The organism is uncultured Parolsenella sp. (genome assembly GCF_958346945.1).
Classification (GTDB): domain Bacteria; phylum Actinomycetota; class Coriobacteriia; order Coriobacteriales; family Atopobiaceae; genus Parolsenella.
On the sequence record NZ_CATVTL010000004.1, the window covers coordinates 80,655 to 107,650 of the forward strand.

24 protein-coding genes are annotated in these 26,996 nt (G+C 64.3%); 20 read left to right on the forward strand and 4 right to left on the reverse strand.

All coding sequences use genetic code 11. The annotated features are described in order from the left end of the window. The first annotated feature begins 14 nt into the window (after positions 1-14). Positions 15-821 (forward strand): HAD family hydrolase, encoded by an 807-nt coding sequence (locus tag Q3866_RS04085; protein WP_301829811.1) that lies wholly within the window; start codon positions 15-17, stop codon positions 819-821. Between the two features lie 251 nt (positions 822-1,072). On the opposite strand, the gene Q3866_RS04090 is transcribed toward Q3866_RS04085, so the two are convergent. Both Q3866_RS04090 and Q3866_RS04095 read right to left on the reverse strand, forming a co-directional pair. Then, the gene (locus tag Q3866_RS04090; RefSeq protein WP_293673548.1) at positions 1,073-1,492 is read right to left on the reverse strand and encodes an RbsD/FucU family protein; all 420 of its coding nucleotides are present in this window, start codon (positions 1,490-1,492) and stop codon (positions 1,073-1,075) included. A gap of 271 nt (positions 1,493-1,763) precedes the next feature. Continuing rightward, positions 1,764-2,492: a GntR family transcriptional regulator gene (locus Q3866_RS04095; RefSeq protein WP_293826289.1), complete on the reverse strand. Its 729-nt coding sequence runs from the start codon at positions 2,490-2,492 to the stop codon at positions 1,764-1,766. Between the two features lie 195 nt (positions 2,493-2,687). On the opposite strand from Q3866_RS04095, the gene nagA reads away from it, so the two are divergent. The 8 genes from nagA to Q3866_RS04135 all read left to right on the forward strand — a co-directional run bounded on the left by nagA (position 2,688) and on the right by Q3866_RS04135 (position 9,956). Beyond that, entirely contained in the window at positions 2,688-3,869 is a 1,182-nt protein-coding gene (gene nagA / locus Q3866_RS04100; RefSeq protein ID WP_301829813.1) for an N-acetylglucosamine-6-phosphate deacetylase, read from the forward strand. 291 nt (positions 3,870-4,160) lie between these two features. Continuing rightward, positions 4,161-4,946, forward strand: a complete 786-nt coding sequence (locus tag Q3866_RS04105; RefSeq protein ID WP_198433393.1) for a PTS sugar transporter subunit IIC — start codon at positions 4,161-4,163, stop codon at positions 4,944-4,946. Next, positions 4,933-5,739: a PTS system mannose/fructose/sorbose family transporter subunit IID gene (locus Q3866_RS04110; protein WP_293673544.1), complete on the forward strand. Its 807-nt coding sequence runs from the start codon at positions 4,933-4,935 to the stop codon at positions 5,737-5,739. Before Q3866_RS04105 ends, Q3866_RS04110 begins: the two co-directional genes overlap by 14 nt. A 24-nt stretch (positions 5,740-5,763) precedes the next feature. Beyond that, positions 5,764-6,264: a PTS sugar transporter subunit IIB gene (locus Q3866_RS04115; protein WP_293673543.1), complete on the forward strand. Its 501-nt coding sequence runs from the start codon at positions 5,764-5,766 to the stop codon at positions 6,262-6,264. 179 nt (positions 6,265-6,443) lie between these two features. After that, positions 6,444-7,157 carry a sugar isomerase domain-containing protein gene (locus tag Q3866_RS04120; RefSeq protein ID WP_195449194.1) on the forward strand — a complete coding sequence of 238 codons (714 nt, stop codon included), beginning with the start codon at positions 6,444-6,446 and terminating at the stop codon, positions 7,155-7,157. Between the two features lie 72 nt (positions 7,158-7,229). Continuing rightward, a complete protein-coding gene (locus Q3866_RS04125) occupies positions 7,230-8,411 on the forward strand; it encodes a hypothetical protein (protein WP_301829821.1) in 1,182 nt (393 codons plus the stop codon). Positions 8,412-8,473: 62 nt separating this feature from the next. Then, positions 8,474-8,902 carry a PTS sugar transporter subunit IIA gene (locus Q3866_RS04130; RefSeq protein ID WP_301829822.1) on the forward strand — a complete coding sequence of 143 codons (429 nt, stop codon included), beginning with the start codon at positions 8,474-8,476 and terminating at the stop codon, positions 8,900-8,902. A gap of 46 nt (positions 8,903-8,948) precedes the next feature. Continuing rightward, a complete protein-coding gene (locus Q3866_RS04135; RefSeq protein ID WP_301829823.1) occupies positions 8,949-9,956 on the forward strand; it encodes a LacI family DNA-binding transcriptional regulator in 1,008 nt (335 codons plus the stop codon). An 88-nt stretch (positions 9,957-10,044) separates the two neighbouring features. Here Q3866_RS04135 and Q3866_RS04140 read toward each other — a convergent pair whose 3' ends face one another. Beyond that, on the reverse strand, positions 10,045-10,725 hold the full coding sequence (locus Q3866_RS04140; protein WP_293826667.1) for an AroM family protein: 681 nt from the start codon (positions 10,723-10,725) through the stop codon (positions 10,045-10,047). A 150-nt stretch (positions 10,726-10,875) separates the two neighbouring features. Beyond that, positions 10,876-11,814: a DUF1177 domain-containing protein gene (locus Q3866_RS04145; protein ID WP_301829826.1), complete on the reverse strand. Its 939-nt coding sequence runs from the start codon at positions 11,812-11,814 to the stop codon at positions 10,876-10,878. A gap of 138 nt (positions 11,815-11,952) precedes the next feature. Between Q3866_RS04145 and Q3866_RS04150 the strand changes: the two genes are divergently transcribed. The 11 genes from Q3866_RS04150 (at position 11,953) to pheT (ending at position 26,973) form a co-directional block, all read left to right on the forward strand. Then, complete coding sequence (locus Q3866_RS04150; RefSeq protein WP_301829828.1) at positions 11,953-13,368, forward strand: aminopeptidase C; 1,416 nt, start codon at positions 11,953-11,955, stop codon at positions 13,366-13,368. Between the two features lie 427 nt (positions 13,369-13,795). Then, positions 13,796-15,334 carry an ABC transporter substrate-binding protein gene (locus Q3866_RS04155; protein ID WP_301829829.1) on the forward strand — a complete coding sequence of 513 codons (1,539 nt, stop codon included), beginning with the start codon at positions 13,796-13,798 and terminating at the stop codon, positions 15,332-15,334. A 115-nt stretch (positions 15,335-15,449) separates the two neighbouring features. Further along, positions 15,450-16,406 carry an ABC transporter permease gene (locus Q3866_RS04160; RefSeq protein WP_126422715.1) on the forward strand — a complete coding sequence of 319 codons (957 nt, stop codon included), beginning with the start codon at positions 15,450-15,452 and terminating at the stop codon, positions 16,404-16,406. Further along, positions 16,406-17,311 (forward strand): ABC transporter permease, encoded by a 906-nt coding sequence (locus Q3866_RS04165; protein ID WP_301829831.1) that lies wholly within the window; start codon positions 16,406-16,408, stop codon positions 17,309-17,311. Before Q3866_RS04160 ends, Q3866_RS04165 begins: the two co-directional genes overlap by 1 nt. A 5-nt stretch (positions 17,312-17,316) precedes the next feature. Continuing rightward, positions 17,317-18,369: an ABC transporter ATP-binding protein gene (locus Q3866_RS04170; protein WP_301829833.1), complete on the forward strand. Its 1,053-nt coding sequence runs from the start codon at positions 17,317-17,319 to the stop codon at positions 18,367-18,369. Further along, positions 18,370-19,362 carry an ABC transporter ATP-binding protein gene (locus tag Q3866_RS04175; RefSeq protein WP_301829835.1) on the forward strand — a complete coding sequence of 331 codons (993 nt, stop codon included), beginning with the start codon at positions 18,370-18,372 and terminating at the stop codon, positions 19,360-19,362. It abuts the gene before it with no gap. 75 nt (positions 19,363-19,437) lie between these two features. Further along, a complete protein-coding gene (locus Q3866_RS04180; protein ID WP_301829836.1) occupies positions 19,438-20,700 on the forward strand; it encodes a M20 family metallopeptidase in 1,263 nt (420 codons plus the stop codon). After that, positions 20,701-22,176: a S10 family peptidase gene (locus Q3866_RS04185; protein WP_301829838.1), complete on the forward strand. Its 1,476-nt coding sequence runs from the start codon at positions 20,701-20,703 to the stop codon at positions 22,174-22,176. Positions 22,177-22,185: 9 nt separating this feature from the next. Continuing rightward, positions 22,186-22,920 (forward strand): hypothetical protein, encoded by a 735-nt coding sequence (locus Q3866_RS04190; protein ID WP_301829840.1) that lies wholly within the window; start codon positions 22,186-22,188, stop codon positions 22,918-22,920. Between the two features lie 459 nt (positions 22,921-23,379). Further along, positions 23,380-24,456: a phenylalanine--tRNA ligase subunit alpha gene (gene pheS / locus Q3866_RS04195; protein WP_293673528.1), complete on the forward strand. Its 1,077-nt coding sequence runs from the start codon at positions 23,380-23,382 to the stop codon at positions 24,454-24,456. A 54-nt stretch (positions 24,457-24,510) separates the two neighbouring features. After that, positions 24,511-26,973: a phenylalanine--tRNA ligase subunit beta gene (gene pheT, locus Q3866_RS04200; RefSeq protein ID WP_301829841.1), complete on the forward strand. Its 2,463-nt coding sequence runs from the start codon at positions 24,511-24,513 to the stop codon at positions 26,971-26,973. The last annotated feature ends 23 nt before the right edge of the window (positions 26,974-26,996 follow it).

Genomic DNA, 26,996 nt, shown 5'->3' on the forward strand with positions numbered 1-26,996 from the left:
TCTAGGAGGCACCCATGAGGCTCATCCTCACCGACATCGACCGCACCGTCCTGCCGTTTGGCGAGCAGGTCGTGCCCGAGCACACGCGTTCCGCCCTGCGCGCGGCCGCGGCGGCGGGGCACGCCGTGGGTCCCTGCACGGGCCGCTCCGCATCATGGGCAAAGATCCTGTTCGACAACGACGACGCGTGCGTCTCGACCTGCATCGCTACCAACGGCCTGCAGGTCTACCACGCGGGCGAGAAGATCCTCGAGAAGACGATTCCCGTCGAGCTCGTGGCCCGCATGGCGCAGGTCGTGGAGGACGTCGAGCATGCTGGTCTCGTCTACTTCGAGGACGCCCAGCCGATGCTGTGCCGCGGCACGCGTGACGACCTGCTCGTGGCGTTTCCCTCCTATGGCAAGATCTGCACGCCGTCCGAGCTGCCCGCCCATGACGTGGTGAAGGTCAACGCCTTCGTGGCGGGCGACCTCGATGCCACCTACGAGCTTGCGCACACGCTTTCTGCCGAGGTGGGCGAGCTTGACTTCGACGTGCCGCAGGTAGGCTTCACCAACATCATGCCGGCGGGCTGGAACAAGGGCGCTGCCTCCCTCTACCTGCGCGATTACCTGGGTATCTCTGAGGACGACGTCTTTGTCTTTGGCGATGCCGAGAACGACCTGACGATGCTCGAGGCCGTGAAGAACTCCGTGGCCGTGGCGAACGCGACGCCTGCCGCTGCGGCCGCCGCCCGTTGGCACATCGGCCCGTGCGCCGACGAGGCCGTGGCCGACGCGGTACTGGCCCTTGCCCGTGGCGAGTTCCCGTTTACGCGCTAGGGCCCGGCGCCCGCTTGTCTGCTCCCTTCACAGATTCCTAGGAAAATGACGTTATTGCTATCCGTTAAATGCGGATAACGGCGTTTTCCTAGGAATTTGCGGTTGTTGGCGAGTGGGTGACGATGGCTGGTCGTGAGTGATGCCACCGACCGACTGCATGCGCAAAGAGGGAGCCGCGGGCCTGTGCCTGCGACTCCCTCTGCATTTCTCGCGCCGTTGGTGCTTCTCGGACTCGCCGTGCTGCTCGAGCGCTACTTCACGACGCCCTTGCGCAGCAGGATGTTGGCGTAGGTGGCCTCCTCGGAGGTCGCCACGATTGCGTAGGTCTTGCGGGCGCGCTCGATGAAGGCGTCGTGCTCCATGTGCGTGATCTTCACGTCGCCGCAGTGCTTGGCGATGATCTCGCGGTAGGTGGCCCAGATGGGCGGCTCGTCGGGCGTGGGCGACTCCATCATCGCGACGGGGCTCTCGACGTAGTCGTCGAGCGGCATGAGCGTGAGGATCGATTCGAGGATCTCGGGTACGCCCAAGCCAATGCAGCGAACGAGCAGGTTGCCGCTCGAGGTGGCGGGGTAGTTGCCGTCGGACAGGACGATCTCGTCACCGTGACCCATCTCCATGAGGACCTTGAGCAGGTCGGGGGAGACGTTCTTGGGGATTCCGTTCAGCATGTTCGCTCCTTCGTCGTCGCCGGGTGGCGCATGGCCAATGGATGGGGCCGCGTGCGGCCTGGTCTCGTTATAGCGAGTTGGCCGGCGATGCGCGGCATCGCATCCGCCAGCGAGCCAAAGCGTTCCATGGGCGCATCCGGCGAAACGTTGATGACGTGGCGCGCCCATCCGGCCCGCTTCGCCGCCCACCGCTGCGCCAAGGGTGCCTAGTCCGCAGCTAACGCGCTAAGCGTCCCGCCCGCTTCGCCGCTCGCCGTGGCGCCAGGGGTGCCTAGTCCCTCAGCGTGTTGCCGCGGTCGAGCGAGGTGAAGCCCAGGCGGAAGTAGTCCCAGCGCAGGTAGGACAGGGCGTCCTCGACTACCTCGCCGGTGGCCAGCACCGTCTGCTTGTGCTCGCGCACCACGGGCGTGGGCTCGGTGTAGCCCAGCACCTCGGCGGCCTCGGGCGGCGCCGGGAAGACCACGTCGTCGACCTCGGTGGCCTGCTCGTCGTTCAGCGAGATGTTGAAGTCCTCGCGCACGCGGCTGTAGACCGAGACGTACTCGCTGGGGTCGAGGTCGCCGCGCACGAGGCGGCTGGGGATGTAGGAGCGCTGCAGCACCACCGGCACGTCTCCGCTGCTGCGCACGCGCACGATCTTGTGGTAGCCCTCGCCGGGGGCCAGGTGCATCATCTTGCGAACCTCGGGGTCGTCACCGGGCTCCATCGACACCACGCGCACGGTCTCGGCGTTCGTGGCCCCCTCCCACGGCTCCATGTCCGTGAGTTCCACGAGCCTACGCTTGCGGGTGCGCGAGACGAAGGTCCCCTTGCCCTGGCTGCGCACGAGGTAGCCCATGTTCACGAGCTCGCGCAACGCGCGCACGATGGTGATGGAGCTCACGCCGTAACGCTCGATGAGCTCGGACTCGCTGTAGAAGCGCTGCCCGTTCTCGAACTTCTTGCTCTCGATCTCGCGGCGGAGGTCTTCCTTGATCAAGGCGTACTTGGGGGTCTTCATGCACATCACCGTTTGCGGAAAGCCGCCCACGGGCCAGCGGTTGCGCGGGCGCGGGGCAGCGGCCAACATACTATATTGAGTATAAAGAAGGGGTATTTGAGAGAAATGTGCCCCTTCGGCGAACGTTTCGATACGGCGGGCCGCGGGCACCTAGGCCGGCGGCAACCTCATTCGCGCATGCGAGAAGGGACGGACATGGCTACGTACGCAATCAAGGCAGACAGGTTCTTCCTGCCGGGCTCCTCGGTCGATGGCGGGTACCTCACCGTGAGCGACGGGGTCTTTGGCACCTGGAGCGCGCAGGCGCCCGAGGGCGTCGGGGTGCGCGACTACACGGGCAGCTGGATCGCGCCGGGCATGGTGGACACGCACATCCACGGCTTCTTTGGCCACGCCACGATCGACGCCGATGCCGACGGCATGAACGCCTCGAGCATTGAGCTCGCCCGTCGTGGCACCACCTCGTGGGTGCCCACGACGTTCACCGACGGTGTCGAGCACATCGGCGAGTGCTGCGCCGCCATCGCCGCGGCCGACGACTCCCGCGACTCAGGCTTCCGCGGCGCGCACATCCAGGGCATCTACATCGAGGGTCCGTTCTTCACGATGAAGCACGTGGGCGCCCAGAACCCCGAGTACCTCATCGATCCCAGCTACGAGGTCTTCAAGGGCTGGCAGGAGAAGGCCGGCGGCCGCATCGTCAAGAGCGCCCTGGCCCCCGAGCGTGACGGCTCCGAGGCCTACATCGCCGCGCTCGACGCCGAGGGCGTCGTGACCTCCATCGGCCACTCCGATGCCACCTACGAGGAGGCGCTTGCCGCCGTGAACGCCGGCGCCACCTGCTTTGTCCACACTTACAACGGCATGCGCGGCCTTCACCATCGCGAACCGGGCACGCTCGGCTGCGCCATGTCCACGCCCGAGACCTATGCCGAGGTCATCTGCGACGGCAAGCACGTGCAGCCCGCGGCCATCAAGGCGCTCGTGCGTGCAAAGGGCTGGCAGCACTCCGTGCTCATCACCGACTGCCTCGGCTGCGGTGGCCTGCCCGAGGGCCACTACATGAGCGGCGGCCTGCCTGTCGTCATGGACGGCGGCCTGTGCTACCTCGAGAACGAGGATGGCACGAAGGGCAACATCGCCGGCTCGGTGCTCACCCTCGCCCGCGGTGTCAAGAACGTGGTCGACTGGGGCATCGCGAGCGCCGACGAGGCCATCCGCATGGCCACCGAGGTCGCCGCCCGCTCCGCGCGCATCGATGCGCGCTGTGGCTCCATCAAGCCGGGCCGCAACGCCGACTTCGTGGTCTTCGACCACGAGCTCAACCTGCGCGAGACCTACCTCGCGGGCGAGTCGCTGGGTGCCCCGGAGTACTAAGCCCGGCATCTAGCTAGTATTTCAAACAACGTTTCAGGCGGCCTTCAACGTAGTTTTGGAGGCCGCCTGCTTTATGTAATACGACCGTTCACGCCCAGAATTGAAACGGTTACAGAAGCGACACACGAATCGTTGACAGAGTTCATATACTAACTCGTGGACCCAAGGGCCCGGGTCTGCCCACGCGCCTCCGGCGTGGGGCGCGTAGGTAAACAGGCGCCACCCAACCTTGGAGGTGGTTGGCGCCAGGGATCGGGTGATCCCGAGAAAGAGAAGAGAGGGTGAATTGGAATGGGCTTTCCGCAGATCATAGCTCTTACTGTGTACGCGGCGTTTGTCACCTGGGAGATGCTGGGACCGAACTTCTACCTGTCGAAGCCGGTTATCGCTGGCCTGTTTGCAGGCGCCGTCATGGGTGATGTGGCCACGGGCCTCTTCATCGGCGGTACGCTTCAGCTCATGGTCCTCGGCGTTGGCACCTATGGTGGCTCGTCGATTCCCGACTACATGTCCGGCGCCCTGATCGGCACCGCCTTCGCCGTCACGACCGGCTCGACCGAGATCGGTCTTGCCGTCGCCGTGCCCGTGGGCCTGCTGCTCGTTCAGTGCGACATTCTCGGCCGCTTCTGCAACACCGCGTTCCAGAACATGGCCGATGCCGGTGCTGAGGAGAAGAACTGGCGCAAGGTCGAGCTCGGCTGCCTGCTGGGCACGATTCCTTGGTGCCTCTCCCGCGCCATCCCCGTCTTCCTGTGCCTCGCCCTTGGCCAGGACGTCGTCGCCAGCCTCGCCGCCGCCGCTCCCGAGTGGCTGCTCAACGGCTTCAAGTGCGTCTCCGGCATGCTCCCCGCTGTCGGTATCGCCATCCTGCTTCACTTCATGCCGCTCAACCGCTTCTGGCCGTACGCCCTTCTCGGCTTCGTGCTTGCCGCCTACCTCAACGTCCCCATGCTGGGCGTTGCTCTCGTGGGCCTCGCCTTCGCTGCCGTGAAGTACTACGAGTTCACTCAGCAGAAGCCGGCCGTTGCCGCTGTGGCTGCTAGCACCGAGGGAGGGACCATCGATGACGACGAGTAACACCGCTCTTTCGCAGAAGACGCTCAACAAGGTCTTCTGGCGCTGGTACTTCTGGGGCCAGATCGGTTGGAACTACGAGAAGATGCAGGGCTCGGGCTACTGCTACGCCATGATGCCCGCCCTGAAGGAGATCTACACCAACGAGGACGACCTGCAGGTTGCCGTGAAGAACCACCTTCAGTTCTTCAACACGACGCCCGACATGGCCTTCATCATCCTCGGCATTGACTGCGCCATTGAGCCCGAGCTCAAGCTCGACGGCATGGAGGCCGTCAGCGGCATCAAGACCGGCCTCATGGGCCCGTTCGCTGGCGTGGGCGACTCCATCTTCGGCGTCGTCATCCCGACGATCTTTGGCGCCATCGCCGCCTACATGGCTCTCGACGGCAACCCCGTGGGCTGCTTCATCTGGATTGCCATGGGCGTTGTGACGACCATCATCCGTTGGTTCCTGTTCAAGATCGGCTACACGCAGGGCCAGTCCGCGGTCGGCACAATCGCCGAGAACATGAAGCCCATCACCGACGCCGCCTCCATCCTGGGCCTTGTCGTCGTTGGCGCCCTCGTGTGCTCCGTCGTCTCGATCCACGCGCCCGGCACGTTCACCTTTGGTGACGTCTCGCAGCCCGTCCAGGACCTGCTTGATGGCATCATGCCGTCCCTGCTTCCCCTGTGCGGCACCGCTCTCGTGTATTGGCTGCTCTCCAAGAAGGGTATGACTTCCAACAAGGCGATTCTCATCGTCATCGTTGTTGGTCTGCTGTTTGGCTGCACCGGTATCCTGGCTAAGTAGACCCTAATCTGAGGAGGTAGCACTATGGCTGACGAATTCGAGGGCATGCCCGGCATTGTTGCGATCCGCATTGATGACCGACTGATTCACGGGCAGGTCGTGGCCTATTGGTCGAACTCGCTCAAGCTCACGCGCATTATGGTTGCCAATGATCAGGTGGCTGCCGATGACATGCGCAAGTCGGTTTTGAGGATGGCGGCCCCTGCTGGCATCAAGACCTCGATCATTCCGGTCGAGCGTGCTGCCAAGCAGATTCTCGAGGGCAAGTATGCCGGCCAGCGCGTGTTCCTTATCGTGAACTCGCCCGCTGACATCATTCGCCTCATCGACCTTGGCCTGCCCATCACGACGATCAACATCGGCAACATGGGCGGCAAGGACGATACGCACGTCGTCAAGAAGTACGTTAACGTCACCGACGAGCAGGAGCAGCAATTCCGTGACCTGCTGGCCCGCGGCATCGAGATCACCACGCAGCTCGTTCCGCAGGACCCGGTGACCCACCTCACGGACTTCCTGAAGTAGGGCCCAATCGAGAGGGGTCGGGCGCCAACGCACCCGACCCCTCTTTTTGAGGGCGGGCTCTTCCCGGCGACCCGGGTCGAGCCGGTCCATGCGTGCCAGGCGGGCGGTCTGGCACGCATGGGCTCAAAACCCAGCGTATGCATCGTGTTCGCAAAGACCCAAAGAAGGGGAGGACTTGCATGAACAAGACCGCCGAGCGTTTCAAGGCAGAGATCATCAAGCGCATCGATGAGGTCACCGACGGCCAGGAGGATGCCATCCACGAGGCCGCGACCATCTTTGCCGACACCATCGAGCGCGGCGGCATCATCCGCGCCTTTGGCTCGGGCCACTCGTTTGGTAACGCCCTCGAGATCTGCGGCCGCGCTGGTGGCTACATCCAGACCCGCATCATCCGCGAGCCGTCCAACGGCATCTACGAGATGCTCAACGGCACGGGCGAGCAGTTCATGCACAAGCTCGACCTGCGCCCGCAGGACTGCCTCGTGGTCATCTCGAACTCGGGCCGCAACCCCCTGGGCATCGACATCGCCGAGCTCGCCCAGAAGAAGGGCGTCAAGACGATCGTCGTCACCGCGCTCGAGGTCTCCAAGGCCGGCACCTCACGCCGCGCCGACGGCAAGCTCCTTTATGAGTTTGGCGACGTCGTGCTCGACAACAAGAGCTCGTTTGGCGACGCCTGCATCGACGTCGAGGGACTTGACACCAAGGTGGGCGGCACCTCGCTCTACACCGGTTGCATGCTGCTCGACTGCGCCATCATGGAGTCGCTCGACATCCTGCTCGAGCGCGGCGTGACTCCGCCCGTGTTCATGAGCGCCAACGTCGACGGCGGCCCTGAGTTCAACCAGAAGCTGCTCGACAAGTTCGCCGACCGTCTCGCCGAGTACTAGGGTCCGCGTTAGTTCGCGCGCCCCGGGTGCCGATCGGGCATTCGGGGCGCTTGTCTTTGCAAGGAGTTTTGCATGGGGGTTACGACCATCGACAGGAAGCCCGCCGACGCCGGCTTCGAGAGCTGGAAGGTTTCGTTCGACCACGACGTGAGCGACGTCATCAACCTCGATGACCCGGGCGCCGCGCCCGAGGTCGACGAGGCGCTCGAACAAGAGGGCGTCGTGCCCCTGTTCGTGCCTAAGGTCGAAAGCGCCTGGGGCAACGAGCTCGAGTTGTCGGTGTTCGTGATGCCGCAGGCAGACATCGCCTCGGCCGAGCCTTACCCGCTGGGCCCGGTCAAGGCCCCGCACGTGAGCGAGGCCGAGGTCGACCAGAACGTGGCCCAGCTCGTGGCAGGCCACGGCACCCTGCAGCCGGCGCTGGGCGTGAGCACGCCGCGCATGGGCGACACCGTGGTCATCGACATCCAGGGCAAGGCGGCCAGCGGCAAGATCGCCGACCTCACGAAGACCAACTTCCGCTACCTCGTGGGCTCGGCCGCGCTTCCCGGCAAGGTCACCACGCTGCTTTTGGGCATGCGCATCCGCGACACGAAGCGCACGAACCTGTCCCAGGGCTGGCGAATCCACGGCGAGCTTGGCGACGACGGCCGCTCGCGCGCCTGCGAGCTGCGCGTTGCTGTGCGCGACATCCTGCGCGTCAAGGCTCCCAAGCTCTCCGACGAGTGGGTGGCCGAGAACATGCCCAACGCCCACGACGTGCGTGGCCTCAAGCAGATCGTGCGCAAGACGCTCGTGGCCGAGGCCAAGAGCAAGCAGCACGACGAGCTGCTCGAGCGCGCTGCCAGCCAGCTCACCGGTCGCGTGACCTCGATGCCGCCCACAGATGCCGTCGAGGCCATGGCCCAGGCGTCGTTCGAGGGCCTGCTCGAGCAAGTGCACGGAGGCGGCTACACCATCACCGAGTACCTCAACTCGCAGCACACGAGCGAGGAGAAGCTGCGCCAGATGCTCAAGGCCCAGGCGTCCTCCGAGCTCACGCGCCTCATGGCGCTCGATGCCCTGGTCCGCGACAACAAGCTCGAGCCGGGCGAGGAGGACTTTGCCCAGGCCGCGCGCACCGCTGGCAAGGCGGGAATCGAGAACCCCCGCGAGGCGCTCTCGGGCTCGCTCGGCCGCGTCTACGCCACACAGCTCGCCCGCCGCGCCCGTGCCAACGAGTGGCTGCTCGAGCGCCAGGGCCTCGGCCGCTAGAGCGTACTTGCCACAAAGCACCCATAAATCCGGGCCATGCGCCCACAACAAGGAGGTTTCACATGATTGGTTTCATCCTCACGGGTCACGGCGAGTTCGCCCCCGGTCTGGCCAGCGCCCTCGAGCTCGTTGCCGGCAGGCAGGAGGCCTTCAAGGTTGTGCCGTTCGACGTCGACAAGGCGTCCGACTACCCCGAGCTCATCCACGGCGAGATCGCCGCGATGCGCGAGCAGACCGATGGCGTCGTCGTGTTCTGCGACCTTCTCGGCGGCACGCCCTTCAACCAGGCCATGATGGCCTCCCAGACCACGCCTGACGTCGAGATCGTCGTGGGCGCCAACCTGCCCATGCTCATCGAGACGTTCTTTGCCCGCAGCTCCGACGAGTCGGCCACGATTTCCTCCCTGGTCGAGACGGCCGTGAACGCCGGCAAGAACGGCGTCGACACGCGCAAGTTTGAGGTCTGCGCAGACGACGAGGACGACGAGTAGAGGCAACTTCCGCACATGCGGGGCCATACGTAGAAGAGGTGGGACCGTGGCAACGATCAGGGACGTCGCAGGCGAAGCGGGCGTGTCGGTTGCCACGGTCTCGCGCTATCTCAACGGGGCGCAGCTGCGCGAGGATAACCGCCAGCGCATCGAGCGCGCCATCTCGGAGCTGGGATACCAGCCCAACATCCTGGGCCGAGCGTTTGCCACGGCCCACAGCTACACTGTGGGCATTCTCATAGGCAGCGCCACGAGCCCCTTCGCGGGCTCGCTCATGGGTCTCATTGAGCACGAGTTCGAGCGGCTGGGCTACGCGGCCCTCTTCGTCGAGTACCAGGGAGACCCCGACCTTCTGGTCGAGAAGGTTGACTTTCTGGTGTCGCGCCGGGTCGACGGCCTCGTGGTTGTGCTCTCCGAGCTGCCGGGGTCTTCGGCGGAGTTCCTGCGCCACGTCGACGTGCCGGTGGTGCTCATCGACAACCCGCTCGTGGGGCCCAGCGCAGACTCGATCGTGGTCGACAACTGCGAGGCCGTGCGCCAGGCGGTGGGCGCCATGCTCGACGCGGGCCACGAGCGCGTGGGCCTCGTTGCCATGAGCGACGTGTCCCATGTGGGTGCGGAGCGCACGCGCGGGTGGAAGAGCGCCTACGAGGCGCGCGGCATGCACGCGGACGAGCGGCTCATACGCCGCTGCGAGTCGGTCAAGGACATCGCCGCGAGCGCTGCGGGCGAGCTCATCGACGAGGGCGTCACGGCGCTGTTCGCCTGCAACCACTTTCTGGAGATGGGCGCGCTCAAGGCGATGCTACGCCGCCAGATCAGCCCGGGTGTCGACCTGGGGTTCGCGGGCTTTGACGAGCTCGAGTTCGCCGACGTCTTCGACCCCATCCCCGCCTGTGTGGTGCAGCCCATCTGCGCCATCGCCTCGCTGACGGCGAGCCTGCTGCTGGGGCGCATCGGCCATGGCTTTGCGCCCGACGGCATCCACCGCGTGCCCTGTGAGGTGCGCCTCACCGAGTCCATCTACGGCGGCCTTGCGAGCGTGCGCGCCTAACCTCTTGGGACACTTGAGCCCGTAGCTTTATCGTCCCAAACCGCAGGAAAAGTGGGACAGAAAGGCTACGGGCGTAAGTGTCCCATCTTTAGCCGAGAAGCTCGGAGACGACGCTTGCAACGAGGGTGCGGGGCAGCAGCACGTCAAGGCCGCTCTCGCGCCTCGCGGCGTCGCGCATCGCCACCGTGAAGCCCATGCAGTCGAGGCACAGAAACGCGTCGTCGTGGCCGCGCAGGCTGCGGGCCGCGCGCGAGACGCCGTCGATGCCCTGGTAGGGGCTTGCTGCCACCACGTCGACGTCGACGCCGCTCGCCGCCCACCATTGGCGCGCCTGCTCGGCCTGCTCGGGCTCGGGCACCATCACGGCCACGCGCCTGCCGCCTGCCAGGGCGCGGGCGCACTGGTGCAGCAGCGGCTGCGGAAAGACGAGCGGCACCTCGTGCTCGAGCTTGGGGAAAGAACCCGTGCACAACACGATGATGGCGCGGCAGCCCTCCTCCTGTGCCTGCTCGATCTTTGCCTGTACGAGCGGCACGACCTTATCGCCCGAGAAAGTGGCCTGCGAGCCGTCGCGCATGCGGGAGACGAGCACCTCCTCGCCGGGCTCGGGCGGAAGTGTGCGCTCGACCTGCTCAAGCGTGAGGTCATCGAGCGCGCCGTACTCCACCAGCTCGAGGGTGTCTGCGAGGCGCGGCACAAGGTCGCACGTCATGTCCGTGCGGGGTGACTGCCCCACGGTGATGCCTGCGATGCGTGTCTTGTGTGACATGGCTGCCTTCCTCGTGCCTTTCGCGGTTGGCGTATGCCCGCCGCCCGTCTCGTCTCCTGCGGTCGGCGCGTGCCCGCCTCCCGTCTCGCCCAATGAATCGATGCAAGAAAAGGGCCCGCCGGCTGTCCGACGGGCCCCGCGAAATCGTTGCTACTTGGCCTCGCCCATGCCCTGGAAGCGGCTCATGTCGCCGTACAGGTCGGTGAGGTGGGCAAACTGCTGCTCGTCGTAGAACTTGCAGGCGCCCGGGCCAAAGACCTTTGCGACCTCGACCGCGAAGCGTGCGGCCTCCTCGACGTCGGTGCCGTGCGTGGCGCCGGTGGCGCAGCCCGCGACCATCTGCTCGGTGGCGATGGCCACGCCCACGACGGGGGCGTCGGTGGCGGTGGTGGGCTGCAGGATCGAGTTGAGGTGGTACAGGTCGTTGCCGTAGGGCGTGATGTCCTGCTGCGAGAGGGCAAAGACCTGCGGCATCTTGCCGGTGACGCGCGTCATGACGTCCATGAGGTCGTTGGAGACCGACAGGATGTAACCCTGCTTGGTCGTGGGCGAGATGGCGATGCCGTTGACGTTGATGATGCGGTTGCCCTTGGTGGTGTCGATGGAGACGATGGCGTCCATGCGCTCGTCGACCTCCATGCGGTTCATGGTCTCCATGTCGATGGGGGAGTCCATGAAGGGCACGGGCTCGTGCGGCAGCGTGGGGGCGTCGGGGCAGATGTGGGTGGCCACGATGACGTCGCCCTCGAGGACGTCGCCGTTGGCGTGCATCTCGGTGAGCTTGAGGGCGGCGGTGAGGGCGGCCACGGCGCCGTCACCGTCGGAGACCGCGCCGATCATCTCGGGGCGGGCGCCAAGGCCACCGAGGCGGCCAACGATGCCCAGCGTGGGCGCGGAGCCGCCGCTCGACTTGCCGTTGGAGCCGGGGACGAGGACCTTGATGCAGTCGGTGCCGCCGCGCTCGCCGCTCACTCGCTCGACCACGACGTCGGTGGCGCCGCGCTCGCGCAGGAAGTCGGCAACCTCGTTGCCGCTGGCCTGGGGCTTGTCGATGAGGTCGTAGATGTCGAGCATCTGGCGAAGAAGCATGGTGGCTCACTTTCGTTTGGTCGTATTGGTCTGGCCTGTCCGGCCATCCGAACATGATAGGACAAGATGAGCGTTTCGAGCCCTTCCAAGCGCTATGCTGATTACCAATGTTGGAATAATGCAACCAAGGAGAATAACGTGGCTTCAGACGAGCTTGACCTCTCTGTCGTGAACGAGCTGACGAACGAGTTCGCCAGCGTGCGCGCCAACCGCGTGGCACGCAACTCCGTCACCGCGCTCGGCGTGGTCGAGGCCAGCGTCGACCGCAGGCAGGCACGCAACTACCAGGACACCTTCGGCGTGTCGCTCAAGGCCGCCAAGACCGTGACCGGCCAGCGCCACTCAGGTCGCTGCTGGATGTTCTCGACGCTCAACGTCCTGCGCTCCAAGGTCCTTGCCAACCTCGACATCGATGACTTTGAGTTCTCGCAGAACTACATCCAGTTCTACGACAAGCTCGAGCGCTGCAACTCTCGTCTCGAGTACGTCATCGACACGGCGGACCGCCCCTGGAACGACCGCGAGGTCACCCAGCTCATGCTCACGCCGGTCGAGGACGGCGGCCAGTTCGTCTTCTGCTGCAACCTCGTGAAGAAGTGGGGCGCCATCCCCAAGGCCCTCATGCCCGACACTACCTGCAACAAGGACACGGCGCAGATGAACGCCCTGCTCACGACCCTCCTTCGCAAGGACGCCACGATCCTGCGCAAGATGGCTGCGAACGGCGCCACGCTCGAGGAGCTTCGCGCCAAGAAGCAGGAGATGCTGCCTGAGTTCCACCAGATCCTTTGCTGCTGCCTGGGCGAGCCACCCGTGACCTTCGACCTCGCGATTAAGGTGGGCGAGGGTGCCGACGTCGACGCCTCAAAGGTCGAGGAGGTCGTCTCCGCCAACGGTGGCGAGCCGCGACGCGTCCTGCGCGACGCGGGCATCACGCCCCAGCAGTTCGTCGAGCGCTACGTGAAGCTTGACCTCTCGCAGTACGTCGAGCTCGTCAACTTCCCGGGCGAGACCCGTCCCTACGAACACGCCTATGGCATCCGCTACTTCGATCCGGTTATCGGCGGCCAGCGCCTGCGCTTCCTCAACATGCCGATGGAGGACCTCGAGAACGCCGCCGTCGAGTCGCTCAAGGCCGGCGTCCCCGCGTTCATGATGTGCGCCGTCAACAAGAACCTCATGCGCAAGGACGAGGACTTCTCCGGCGTGCTCGCGCTCGATGGCATGGACCTCGACGGCACCTTTGGCGTCGACCTCTCCCAGACCAAGGCCGAGATGATCGATGACCGCGAGTGTGGCATGACGCACTGCATGGCCTTCCAGGGCGTCGAGCTGGGCGAGGACGGCAAGCCCGTGGCCTGGCGCGTCGAGAACAGCTGGGGCGACGACTTTGGCTTTGACGGCTACCTCGTCATGGACGCGGACTGGTTCCGCCTCTACGGCGGCGACGTCGTGGTGGAGCGCCGCTTCCTGCCGCAGCGCATCCTCGACCTCTGGGATACCCTGCCGCTCGAGGACGTTGACTATTGGGATAACATGCTCGCGATTGGCTAGGGGCTTTAGGGCGGGAATCCCCAAGGGCAACGTCGCCTCTAAGAGCCTTATTCACATATGCGTGATGAAATGTCCGCAGGCGGTCAAACAGTGCTTTGCCGTCTGCGGCTTTTTTACACCCGTCACGTAAATAATTACACCAACTAAAGACAATCATAAGGTAAAGCAGAAAGCTACTGTCTTATCCAAAAGCAGTCTAGTATTTCGCCTGAGTAAACCATCGCGTATCGCTAGCTCAACGTGATGCCGTTTCAGATATCTTTTATGAAGCGAATTGCATGGCTGATAAGGAATTTGCACTTTCCAGGCATATCCGCGTTTTTCAAGAGGGCACTAGCGTCCTGACACCAAAATGGGAGGAACCATGTCTGACCTCAAGATTTCTCGTCGTTCTTTCGTCGGTGGTGTGTCCATCTTTGCGGCAGCGATGGCGGGTACCGTACTCTCCGGCTGCAGCTCTGATGGTGGCTCGACTTCCACCGGTGCTGGCGCCGATGGCGGCACGCTCGTCCTCAGCCTGCCCTCCTCGCCCAAGTACCTCGACCCCATCAAGTACACGGGCGCCTATGAGGCCCAGATCATCTGGTGCGTGTGCGACACCCTCGTCGACTACAACATCGGCCTCACCGAGATCGTTCCCCAGCTCGCTACCGAGTGGAAGGTCTCCGACGACGGTCTCACCTACACCTTCACCATCCGTGATGACGCCAAGTTCCAGGCTGGCCAGTACCAGGAGGGCCGCGCCGTCGTCGCCGAGGACGTCAAGTACTCCCTCGAGCGCTCTGCGACTGAGTCCTCGCTGAACCGCCTCGCCATGCTCGACCACTGCAACGTCGTTGATGACCACACGGTCGAGTGCGTGCTGAAGGCCCCTAACGCCTCGTTCCTCACCGCTCTTACGGATGCCGGCAACGTCATCGTCCCGAAGGAAGAGGTCGAGGGCTGGGGCGATGCCTTCGGCGACCACCTCGTGGGCTCTGGTGCGTTCAAGCTCGACCAGTTCGTGAAGGACCAGCAGAGCGACCTGTCCCGCTCTGATTGCTACTGGGGCGAGAAGCCGCACCTCGATGGCCTCACCATCAAGGTCGTTACCGACATGACCCAGTCGGCCAATGGCCTGGCCACGGGGGAGATTGACATCGCCACTTCGCTCACGGGCGAGGCCACCCAGACCATCAAGAACAATGACCAGCTCGTGCTGGACCAGAAGCCGGCACTTCACGTTGCCTACGTCTACATGAACCAGGTCAACGGCCCCACCGCCGACCAGAAGGTCCGCAAGGCCATTCTCATGGCCGTCAACCGCGATGACCTGGTCAAGGGTGTCTATCCCTATGGCGAGGCTACGACCGCCGTGCTGCCCCTGCCCAAGGATTCTTGGGGCTATGACGAGTCCGTCGAGGCTGACGTCCCGGCCTATGATCCCGAGGGTGCCAAGAAGCTCCTCGCTGAGGCTGGCTATCCGGACGGTCTCACCCTCAACATGTACATCTCCAACACCGAGGCTCGCGTGAAGATGGCCACCATCCTCCAGCAGGCCCTCAAGGAGAACCTGAACATCGACCTCGCCATCAACCCGAGCGACTGGGGCACCTTCAGCGCCGCCGCCGCCGCCGGCAAGGCTGACCTGTACGGCATGAGCTGGTCCTGGTTCCCCGACCCCTACTTCTTCCTCAACAAGCTGTTCAGCTCCACGGAGATTGGCGCGCTTGGCAACGGTGCTGGCTTCAGCCACCCCGAGGTCGACGAGCTGCTCGACAAGGCCCTCGAGGTCACGGACCAGAACGAGCGTGCCAAGTACTACAAGGAGGCCCTGAAGAAGATCGTCTCCTATGACCCGATGCTTGTCTATGGCTCCGAGTTCGTGAACACCGGCCTTACGAAGAAGGTTGAGGGCTTCCAGAGCCGCGCTGACAACAAGACGGTCATCGTCTCCAGCGAGATCAACATCTCCAAGACGGCGTAATTTGAGCTATTCATTCAGTTAAGAATGATGGGGGCATGGCCCAGAGCCGTGCCCCCATCACATGGTTACGCGGGCACAAGGTCCCGCCAGACTCCGCTCAGGGGGTGTTGCAAAGGTGGCAAAGACAATCCTCAAAAGGATTCTCCAGACGATTCCGGTTCTGTTCGTAGTCGTCACCATCACCTTCGTCCTCACGCGCATGATTCCGGGCGATCCAGCGGCGCAGATGCTGGGTCCGCAGGCGTCACCCGATGCGATTGCGACGATGAGAGTAAAGATGGGCCTCGACGAGCCCATGCTTACGCAGTACATCAACTATTTGGTTGGTATCCTGCACGGCAATTTCGGCTATTCGTACTCATACAGTGGCCCCGTCATGCCCATCATTCTGAGCAGGCTTCCCTCCACGCTTTCGATCACCCTTACGGGCCTCGTGCTCGCGCTTCTCGTCGGCGTGCCCATTGGCGTCGTGTCCGCCGTGAAGCAGAACACCATCTTTGACTACGTCTTCATGGTGCTCGCCCTCGTTGGCGTGTCTATGCCTATTTTCTGGCTGGGCCTCATGCTCGTCCTCACCTTCTCGGTGAACCTGGGCTGGCTTCCCGCCATGGGCATGGGTGCGATGTCGAAGGGCGTCTGGGACGTCATTAGCCACATGATCCTGCCGTGCTTCTGTCTGGCGACGATCCCCGCGGCTACGTTTGCCCGCATCACGCGCTCCAGCATGCTCGAGACGATCAACGGTGAGTACATCAAGGCCCTCCGCGCCCGCGGCATCAAGGAGTCCAAGATCATCTGGAAGCACGCGCTCAAGAACGCGCTCCCGCCCATCGTGACCGTCTTGGGCCTTCAGCTTGCCAGCGCCTTCGCTGGCGCCATCCTGACGGAGACCATCTTCTCTTGGCCTGGCCTTGGCACGCTTATCGTCAATGCCGTCAACGGCCGTGACTACTCGCTCATTCAGGGCGTGGTCCTGTTCTCCGCCGTTGTCTTCGTCTTCGTTAACCTCGTTGTTGACATCGTCTACATGGTCATCAACCCCAAGGTCAATTATGAGGGGGGTAGCAACTAATGGCAGATAACGCTACTGGCGCTAGCCTTTCTGACGAGGCGACGCTCAAGATGCTCGAGCGCGAGCGCAAGGCGAACAACGCCTGGCACAAGCTCGCTCGTAACAAGATGGCGCTCGTGGGCCTTGCGATCGTCGTCGTGATGGTGATTCTCGCCGTCTTTGCGCCTCTGCTTGCTCCGTGTGACCCCAACGCCACGGATACCAGCAACATGTTTGCCGCTCCCGGAGTGGGGGGCCACCTGTTTGGCACTGACGCCTTTGGCCGCGACCTCCTCTCCCGCGTGATTTATGGTGCGCGCATCTCGATCTTCATCGCCATCGGCGGCACCATCCTCGGTGCCATCGTCGGCATCCTGCTCGGCCTCGTCGCCGGCTTCTTTGGCGGCATCGTTGACTCCGTGATCATGCGCATCATGGACGGCATGATGGCGTTCCCGTTCATCCTGCTCTCCCTTATCCTCATGACCATCCTCGGTCAGGGCACCATCAACGTGATCATCGCGATTGGCGTTGCCAACGTGCCTAACTTCGCTCGTGTCGTGCGCGGCCAGGTCCATGTCGTGAAGAACGAGGAGTACTGCAACGCCGAGCGCGTCATTGGCGCCAGCCCCGCTCGCATCCTCTTCAAGCACATCTTTGCCAATGCCATGAGCCCGGTCATCGTCTACTTCACGCTCAACATCGCCAGCGCGATCATCTCTGAGGCCGCGCTTTCCTTCCTCGGTCTTGGCATCCAGCCGCCCACCGCTTCTTGGGGCTCGATTCTTTCCGAGGGCAAGAGCTGCCTGCAGGGCGCTCCTCACATCGCCACGATTTCTGGCATGTTCATCCTCGTCACCGTTCTCGGCTTCAACCTGTTTGGTGACGGTATTCGCGACGTTCTCGACCCGAAGCAGAAGAGGTAGGCCCTATGAGCGAGAACAACTCTCAGGCTACCGAGACCAACGCAGCTACCGAGCAGGTCTCGGAGCATCTTGTTGAGGTCCACGACCTTAAGACGTACTTCCACACGGCTGCCGGCGTCGCCAAGGCCGTCGACGGCGTGAGCTTCACGCTCGATCGTGGCAAGACCCTTGCCATCGTGGGTGAGTCTGGCTCCGGAAAGTCCGTCACCTCGAGCTCTCTGATGCACCTTCTGCCCAAGACCGGCAAGATCGAGGGCGGCAGCGTCATGTTCGACGGCAAGGACATCGTGCATGCCTCCGAGGCCGAGCTCCGCGAGCTTCGTGGCAAGGACATCTCGATGATCTTCCAGGACCCGATGACGGCCCTTGATCCGGTGTTCAAGGTCGGCACCCAGATGATCGAGAACATCCGCCTACATGACGGTCTCGACAAGGAGGCCGCGCGCGAGCGTGCCATCGAGATGCTGAAGCTCGTGAGCATCCCCAACCCCGAGAAGCGTATGGACTCGTATCCGTACGAGCTCTCCGGTGGTATGTGCCAGCGCGTCATGATCGCCATGGCAATGAGCTGCCACCCCAAGTTCATCATCGCCGACGAGCCCACCACCGCCCTCGACGTGACGGTGCAGGCTCAGGTCCTGAGCCTGCTCAAGGGCCTTCAGGACACGCTCAACACGGGCATTCTCCTCATCACGCACAACCTTGGCATCGTCTGGCAGATGGCTGATGACGTTATGGTCATGTATGCGGGCCGTACCTGCGAATATGCCCCCATGGAGGAGCTCTACGCCAATCCGCTTCACCCCTATACCTGGGGCCTGCTGGATTCCATGCCCAAGCTCTCCGATAAGGCGAAGACCGACCTCAAGACCATTCCGGGTGTTCCGCCCGATCTGAGGCTCACCGGCACCTGCTGCAACTTCTACAACCGTTGCCCCTACGCCTGTGAGAAGTGCAAGAACGAGGTTCCGCCGCTGGTCGAGGTCAAGCCTGGCCACTTCGTGGCGTGCCACAGGCAGAACGGCGAGGAGAGTCTCGTTCGTGGGGAGGCGAACTAAATGGCCAACGATAATGTGATTCTTGGCATCAAGAACCTTAACAAGGAGTTCCGTCTTCGTGGTGACGGCCTCTTCGGCAAGCCTCAGACGCTTCATGCGCTGTCCGGTGTTTCGCTTGATGTCTATGAGGGTGAGACCCTCGGCATCATTGGCGAGTCCGGTTGTGGCAAGTCGACCCTTGGACGTTGCATCGTTGGTCTCCATGAGCCCACGAGCGGCGAGATTATCTATAACGGCCAGGATATTTCCAAGCTTAAGGGCGCCGCGCGCAAGCCCGTGCACAAGGATCTCCAGATGATCTTTCAGGACTCCTATTCGAGTCTTGACCCTCGCTTCACCGCGGCGGCTTCCATTGAGGAGCCGATGGTCATCCATGGCATCGAGCCAGATGCCGCGAAGCGCCAGCAGAAGGTTCTTGACCTTATGAAGGAAGTCGGCCTCGACATCCAGCACCTGCAGCGCTACCCGCATGAGTTCTCCGGTGGCCAGCGCCAGCGCATCAATGTCGCTCGCGCCCTCTCGCTTGACCCGAAGATCATCGTGTGCGACGAGCCTGTCTCCGCGCTTGACGTGTCGATTCAGGCCCAGGTCCTGAACCTCTTCCGTCGACTCCAGCGCGAGCGTGGCCTCACGTACGTGTTCATCAGCCACGACCTTTCCGTGGTCAAGCACATCTCCGACCGCGTTGCCATCATGTACCTCGGCCGCGTCATGGAGATCTCGCCGGCGCACATCATCTACGAGAACCCGCTGCACCCCTACACGAAGGCGCTCCTCTCGGCCATCCCGCCCGAGAATCCCTTTGAGCGTCACCCCGAGATGAAGCTCGAGGGAGAGATCCCGAGCCCCGTGGGAGACCAGGTTGGCTGCCCGCTCGCCGGGCGCTGCCCTAACGCCACGGAGCGCTGCCACCACGAGCGTCCTGCGCTCATGGAGGTCGAGCAGAACCACAAGGTGGCCTGCTTCCTGTATCACGATGAGGTTGCCGAGTAACATAGAGCAACGGTTACAAGTCGCCCGGTCAGGCATCGCTTGGCCGGGCCGTTCATGAAAGAGGGAATGCCGAGAATGACAGTCACGAAGCAGCAGCTGCACGAGGCGGTGCTCGCCCACAAGGACGATCTGCTCAAGCTTTGCCAGCAGCTCATCCAGATCAAGAATCAGAGCCCGATTGATGACCAGGAGCCCGCTATCAAGTTCGTTCGTGGCTACCTTGCCGAGCACGGCATCGAGTCTGAGCGCATCGTTGCGGACAGCGGCGAGGACTATCCTGTCGTCTATGCTCACATTGGATCTGAGGAGGGCTTCCGCGTCGTCCTGAACGGTCACGTTGACGTCGTGCCCGTTGGCAAGCTTGATGGCTGGGACTTCGATCCGTTCGGCGGCGAGATCCGCGACGGCAAGATGCTCGGCCGCGGCACCTCTGACATGAAGTGCGGCCTCGCGGTCCTGCTCTTCTCGATGGCCATGCTCAACGAGAGCGGCGCCGAGCTCAAGGGCGACATCCGCCTCCACGTCGTCTGCGACGAGGAGATTGCCGGCACCGGCACCAAGTGGTTCTGCGAGAACGGCTATGCCGACGGCGCTGATGCCGTCATGATCGGCGAGCCCACCGGCCACGACACGATTGAGATTGGCCAGAAGGGCATCCTCCACCTCACGTTCACCGCTCATGGCGTGCCCGGCCACGGCTCGACCGGCAACTACAAGGGCGATAACGCCATCAACAAGCTCGCGAAGGTCATCCCCTTCATCGACGAGATCACCGCTGTTCCCGGTCACTATGACGAGTCCCAGGCTCGCGCCGTCAAGAACTCGCGCACCGTCGCCGAGCGCACGATCGGCACTCCTGGTGTTGGCAACGTCATCGACCACTGCTCCACCAACGTCGGCATCATTCAGGGTGGCGGCAAGATCAACCAGGTGCCGGACTTCGCCTCCTGCAGCGTCGACGTTCGCCTGCCGTATGGCTGCAAGCACGAGGAAGTCGTTGCCGCGGTCGATGCCCTGATCGCCAAGAGCGGTGTCGAGGGTGTCGAGGCCAGCTATAACTGGATCGCCGAGGGCAACTACACCGACGATGAGTCCAAGCTGGTCACGAGCCTCAAGAAGAACATCGAGGACGTCTGGAACGAGGAGTGCCTGCCGGCTTACCAGTGGGCGAGCTCTGACGCCGCGCACTACCGTGCGCTCGGCGCCCCGACGATCCAGTTTGGCCCGGCCAACAACGAGGGCATCCACGGCTACAACGAGGACGTCGACGTCATCGATATCGTTCACTCGGCGGAAATCTACATGCTGTCGCTGTGCGACATGCTGGGGGTGGAGTAGATGAGCGAGCAGTTTGCGGCGCCCGTCGCCGATGCGAACGCGGTGCCCGAGGCCAAGAGCAGCGATACCCTGACCTGGAGCGTGGGCGAGGAGTCCATCGACTACGTGGCCAGCGCCGGGCACCTGGACATCTATGACCCGCAGCGCGTGCTCGAGGGCAAGATGTTCAACGTGAGCTACGTTGCCTCCACCGTGAACGGCGAGGCCGTCGACGCGGCCAAGCGTCCCGTGACGTTTGCCTTCAATGGCGGCCCGGGCTCGGCCTCCGTGCCCATCAACCTGGGCGGCCTGGGTCCGCGCCGCGTGGTGAGCGAGGGCGAGAAGTTCGCCAGCGCCTCCTACGAGGTCGTCGACAACCCCGGCACGCTGCTGCGCGAGACCGACCTCGTGTTCCTCGACGCGCTGGGCACCGGCTGGTCCTTCGTGGCCGACGGCTACGACAAGGCCCGCGTCTATGGCCTCGAGGAGGACGCCCGCACCTTCTGCCGCGCCATCATCCGCTGGCTCGACGAGAACAGCCGCTGGGGGTCGCCGCTCTACATCTACGGCGAGTCCTACGGCACGATGCGCTCCGCCGTGCTCATGCGCTACCTCGGCGAGGCCGGCGTGCCGCTGGCCGGCGTCGTGATGCTCTCGGCCTACTTCGACTGGTCGCAGAACCTGCCTGGCAACGACCTCTACTACCTGGGCATGCTGCCGAGCTTTGCTTCGACGGCCCAGCACTTTGGCATCACGGGCCGCGGCGTCGACGTCGACAAGTGGTTCGACGAGGCCAGCGAGTTCACCGCCGGCGAGTACGCCGCATCGCTCATGAAGGGCGACCGTATCGACCCGCGCGAGAAGCGCCGCATCGCCAAGAAGATGGAGCGCTACATCGGCATTCCGGCCGAGCTTCTGCTCGAGCACAACAACCGCATCGAGCTCGAGGACTTCCGTGCGAACCTCCTCAAGGACAAGGGCCTCATGTGCGGCCGCCTCGACATGCGCTACACCGAGACGATGACGCTGCCGGTTCAGCGCAACACGTTCTACTTCGCCTGCGAGGACCCGGCGGGCCACGCCCTCGAGAACGCCTGGTACGGCGCCTTCCGCAGCTTCCTGCGTAGCGAGCTCGGCTACGAGAACCCGGCCGAGTACCGTCTGTCCGTGTGGAGCGAGATTGGCATTGGCTGGAACTGGGTGCACGACGAGCCTGGCATGGACGACACGAAGACCGCCGCGCCCAACCTCGCCTTTGACGTCGCCACGGCGCTGCGACGCAGCCCCACCACCAAGCTCGCCATCCTGGGCGGTCGCTACGACGCGGCCACCCCGTGGTGGAACATGGACCACACGATGTCGCAGCTGTTCCTGCCGCGCGAGCTCAAGGAGCGCATCACCTACCACCGCTACGGCTGCGGCCACATGGCCTACACCGACGTGCCCACGCTCATGCAGATGGTCGATGACATGCACGCGTTCTATACGGCGGAGTAGGAGGGGAGCATGGATCAGGGAACCATCCAGGCCATCGGCATCGCCGCGGTCATTATTTTCCTGGCGGTCTCGGCCATCTCGCCCATCGCGCGCAACGTCATTGCCAACAAGGCGCAGAACCAGTTTATGGCCGGCGACTTCGAGGGCCTGCTCAAGACTCTGTCGTCACCCATGGCGGGCATCGCACTGCCCAAGTTCAACCAGGAGTTCATGAGGCTCAACGCCTACGAGGCCTCCCAGAACGTCGAGGGCGTGCAGCAAACGCTCGACAAGCTGCTCAAGCTGCCGGCCAGCGCCGAGCAGCGCCGCATCCTGCTGTCGCGCGCGCTCAACTTCTATGAGGGCCAGAACGACGAGGACCGCGCCACGCACGTGCTCGAGCTTGTCGACGCCCTGCCCGACCAGTGCAAGGGCGAGGCCGTCGACCTTGCCAAGGAACTGCGCCGCGACTCGCACCAGACGTTCGACATCGTGTTCAGGGGGTCGTACTCCCACATCGCCGAGATGGAGCACGCGCTGGCGAGCGCCGAGGGAGATGAGCGGGCCCGCCTCAACTACTACCTGTCGCTGCAGTACGCCAACAAGGGCGACGAGAAGCGCGCCGACGAGTATCTGGGCCGCATCGCCAAGGCCTATGGCTTTGAGCGCCCCGCCGCTGCTGACGAGGATGAGGCCGGTGCTGCCGAGGGTGACGCTGCGGAGGGCGATGACGCTGATTCCGCGAAGACCGGCGATGCCGAGTAGCCCTTCTCGCACATAGATTGCTGCGCTACGCGCCCAGTTCCTGGACCCACTCCCGGGGACAGGGCGTTGTTTCGGGGCAACTCGCGCCACCAATGTCAGCTGTGCTAGACTATGCAGCTAGGCTATGACGGAGAGGTTTGGCTGTCGCGTCGCCAGCGGATAAGAGATGGGGCCCACCGGCTGAGAGGTCCCTCCAAGGCTGACGGCCAGAGTTCACTCCACCAGCCGCGAACTGAACGCGCCCACGCGGCGTTAGTAGGGGAGCCGTAGGCCCCACGGAACGGGGACAAAGTGGGTACGCCGGGCACGACATCCGGCGGCCAAGCAAGGTGGTACCGCGGACACACGAAATCATCCGCCCTTGCTCGCAAGCATCGCGAGCAAGGGCGGTTTTTTATTGCCGTAGCAGGCTCGCACCGAGGCGGGTGAATGCCCGCAGACGAAAGGGGCAAAGAAGCAATGACGATCATCGACGACCTCAAGGCCATCGAGGCCGAGGCGGCCAAGGGCATCGGCGGGGTTGCAGACCTGGCCGAGCTCGACCGCATCCGCGTGGCCGTGACGGGCAAGAAGGGTTCGCTCACCGGCGTGCTGCGCCAGATGGGCCAGCTGAGCCCCGAGGACCGCCCGCGCGTGGGCAAGCTCGCCAACGAGGTTCGCGGCCGCATCGAGGCCTCCCTCGAGGAGCGCCGCCACGAGCTTGAGCACGCCGCCCTCGAGGCCCGCATCGCCGCCGACTCGGTCGACGTGACGCTGCCCGGTCGCGTCCCCAACGTGGGCACCGAGCACCTCATCTCGCAGATCATCGAGGAGATCGAGCAAATCTTCTGCGGCATGGGCTACACCGTCGAGGACGGTCCCTACATCGAGACGAGCTACTACAACTTCACCGCGCTCAACGCCCCGCTCGACCACCCGAGCCGCAGCGCCCGCGACACTTTCTACGTACAGGACAACAACCCCGGCAGCCTCGACCACTCCGAGGTCCACGCCAACGGCGAGTCCGACATCCTGCTGCGCACGCAGACCTCGGGCGTCCAGGCGCACACCATGGAGAACCACCAGCCGCCCATCTACATGATCTGCCCGGGCACGGTCTTCCGTCCCGACACCCCCGACGCCTGCCACCTGCCGCAGTTCAACCAGATCGAGGGCCTGGTCGTCGACGAGGGAATCACCTTCGGCGACCTCAAGGGCACGCTCGACTACTTCTGCCGCGAGATGTTCGGCAAGGACCGCGCCACGCGCTACCGCCCGCACTTCTTCCCGTTCACCGAGCCCAGCTGTGAGGTCGACGTGTCGTGCGGTGTCTGTGGCGGCAAGGGCTGCCGCTTCTGCAAGGGCACCGGCTGGCTCGAGATTCTGGGCTGCGGCATGGTCGATCCCAACGTGCTCGACAACTGCGGCGTCGACCACGAGAAGTACACGGGCTTTGCCTTTGGCATCGGTGCCGAGCGCGTCGCGGCCCTGCGCTACGACCTGCCCGACCTGCGCATGCTCATGACCGGCGACATGCGCTTCCTGTCCCAGTTCTAGCGCGAGCACCTCGCAAACCCGCACGCCTCACGCGCAACAGAAAGGCTTACACGAATGCGCATTTCATATGAGTGGCTCGGCTCCATGGTGGACCTGCCCGCCGACCCGCACGTCCTCTACACCGAGCTGATTCGCACCGGCACCGAGGTCGAGACGATCGAGCGCCTCGGCGCGGACCTCGACCACGTCGTCGTGGGCCAGGTCGTCTCCAAGCAGCCGCACCCCGACTCCGACCACATGTGGCTCTGCAAGGTCTCCGTGGGCGACAAGAACCTGGACGAGCAGGGCAACCCCACCCCGCTGCAGATCGTCTGCGGCGCCCAGAACTTCGAGGAGGGCGACAAGATCGTCGTCGCGATGATCGGCGCCGTGCTGCCCGGCGACCTCAAGATCAAGAAGAGCAAGCTGCGCGGCGTCGAGTCCTGCGGCATGAACTGCTCCGAACGCGAGCTTGGCCTGGGCGGCGAACACTCCGGCATCATGATTCTGCCCGAGGACGCCCCCGTGGGCATGCCCTTCACCGACTACCGCGGCACCTCCGACACGGTGCTCGACTGCGAGATCACGCCCAACCGTCCCGACTGCCTGTCCTACGTGGGCATGGCCACCGAGGTGGGCGCCGTACTCGACGAGGACACCCACATCGAGCTGCCCGCGATTCAGCACGAGGAGGGCCCCAAGAGCGCGGACCTCGTCGACGTCAAGATCGCCGACACCGAGCTGTGCAGCCGCTACGTCGCCCGCGTGGTGCGCGGCGTCAAGATCGGCCCGTCGCCCGAGTGGCTCGCCCGTCGCGTCATCGCCGCCGGCAGCCGTCCCATCAACAACGTCGTGGACGTCACCAACTACGTGATGTACCTCACCGGCCAGCCGCTGCACGCCTTTGACCTGGGCAAGCTCTCCGAGCGCGATGGCAAGCGCCACATCGTCGTGCGCGCCGCCCGCGAGGGCGAGCAGCTCACCACGCTCGACAACCAGGACCGCGTGCTCACCTCCGACATGGCCGTCATCACCGACGACGGCGAGCGCCCGGTGGCCCTGGCCGGCGTCATGGGCGGTCTCAGCTCCGAGATCGACGACACCACGGTCGACGTCCTGCTCGAGAGCGCCTGCTTCGACAAGAGCCACATCTCGCGAACGAGCCGCAATCTCAACCTCATGAGCGAGGCCTCGATCCGCTTCGAGCGCCAGGTCGACGCCGCCAACTGCGAGGAGGTCGCCGACATCGCCGCCGCCCTCTTCGAGAGCTGCTGCGGCGCCACCGTCTGCCGCGGCCGCGTTGACGAGTACCCCATGCCCGTCAAGGCCGCCCGCATCGCCCTGCGCGGTGACCGTGTGCGCAGCATCTGCGGTGCCCCCATCACCAACGACGAGATCGCCCACCTGCTCGAGCGCCTGGGCTGTGCCGTCGTGCCGCAGAAGGGTGGCAACGACTTTGAGGTCGTGGCGCCCACGAGCCGACCGGACCTCACCCGCGAGGCCGACCTCATCGAGGAGGTCCTACGCCTGTGGGGCATGGACCGCGTCGAGCCCACGCTGCCCGGTGCAAAGAACCACCACGGCGGTCTCACGGTTGACCAGCAGCGCATGCAACTCATTGGCCGCACGCTGCGCTCCTGCGGCCTCTCCGAGACCTTCACCTACTGCTTCGCCGAGGACGGCGACCTCGAGCGCGCCAACATCACCGAGGTTGGCCGCGGTGTGCCCGTGCGCATCATGAACCCGCTGCTCGCCAACAACTCCGAGATGCGCCGTTCGATCCTGCCGGGCCTGCTGCGCAGCGTGGCCTACAACCACGACCACGGCGTGCCCGACGTTGCCCTCTACGAGCAGGGCCGCGTCTTCTTTGGCCATGAGAAGCGCACGCTTCCCGACGAGCCGCGCTACGTCTGCGGCGTGCTCTCCGGCGCCTGGGGCCTCGACGGCTGGAACGAGAAGCACCAGCCCCTCGACTTCTTCGACGCCAAGGGCGTGGTCGAGCGCCTGCTGCAGGCCCTGCGCGTCACCAAGGTGCGCTTCAAGGTGGCAGACCCCGAGCAGTACCCGTGGCTGCAGCCCGGCCGTGCGGCCGAGGTCTACGCCGGCGGCGAGCTGCTTGGCTGGGTGGGCAACGTGCACCCCACGAGCCTTGCCAACTTTGGCATCGACGCCGACGTTGTGGCCTTCGAGCTGTCCGAGCAGCACCTACTGCGCCTTGCCGCCCGCGAGCTGCCCTACCAGGACGTGCCCACACTGCCGGCCATCACGCACGACCTCGCCATCGTGGTCGACGAGGACGTCACCTGCGAGATGCTCATGCAGCGCATCACGAGTGCCGGCGGCAAGCTGCTCGAGAGCGCCCGCCTGTTCGACGTCTACCGCGACCCGGTGCGCGTTGGCCTGGGCAAGAAGTCCATGGCCTTCCAGCTGACCTACCGCGCGAGCGACCACACGCTCACGAGCGACGAGGTCGAGCGCGCTCACGAGAAGCTCGTGACCAAGGTCTGCCGCTCCACTGGTGGCGAGGTCCGCGGCTAGCGGATGCCCGTCTCATATGCTCC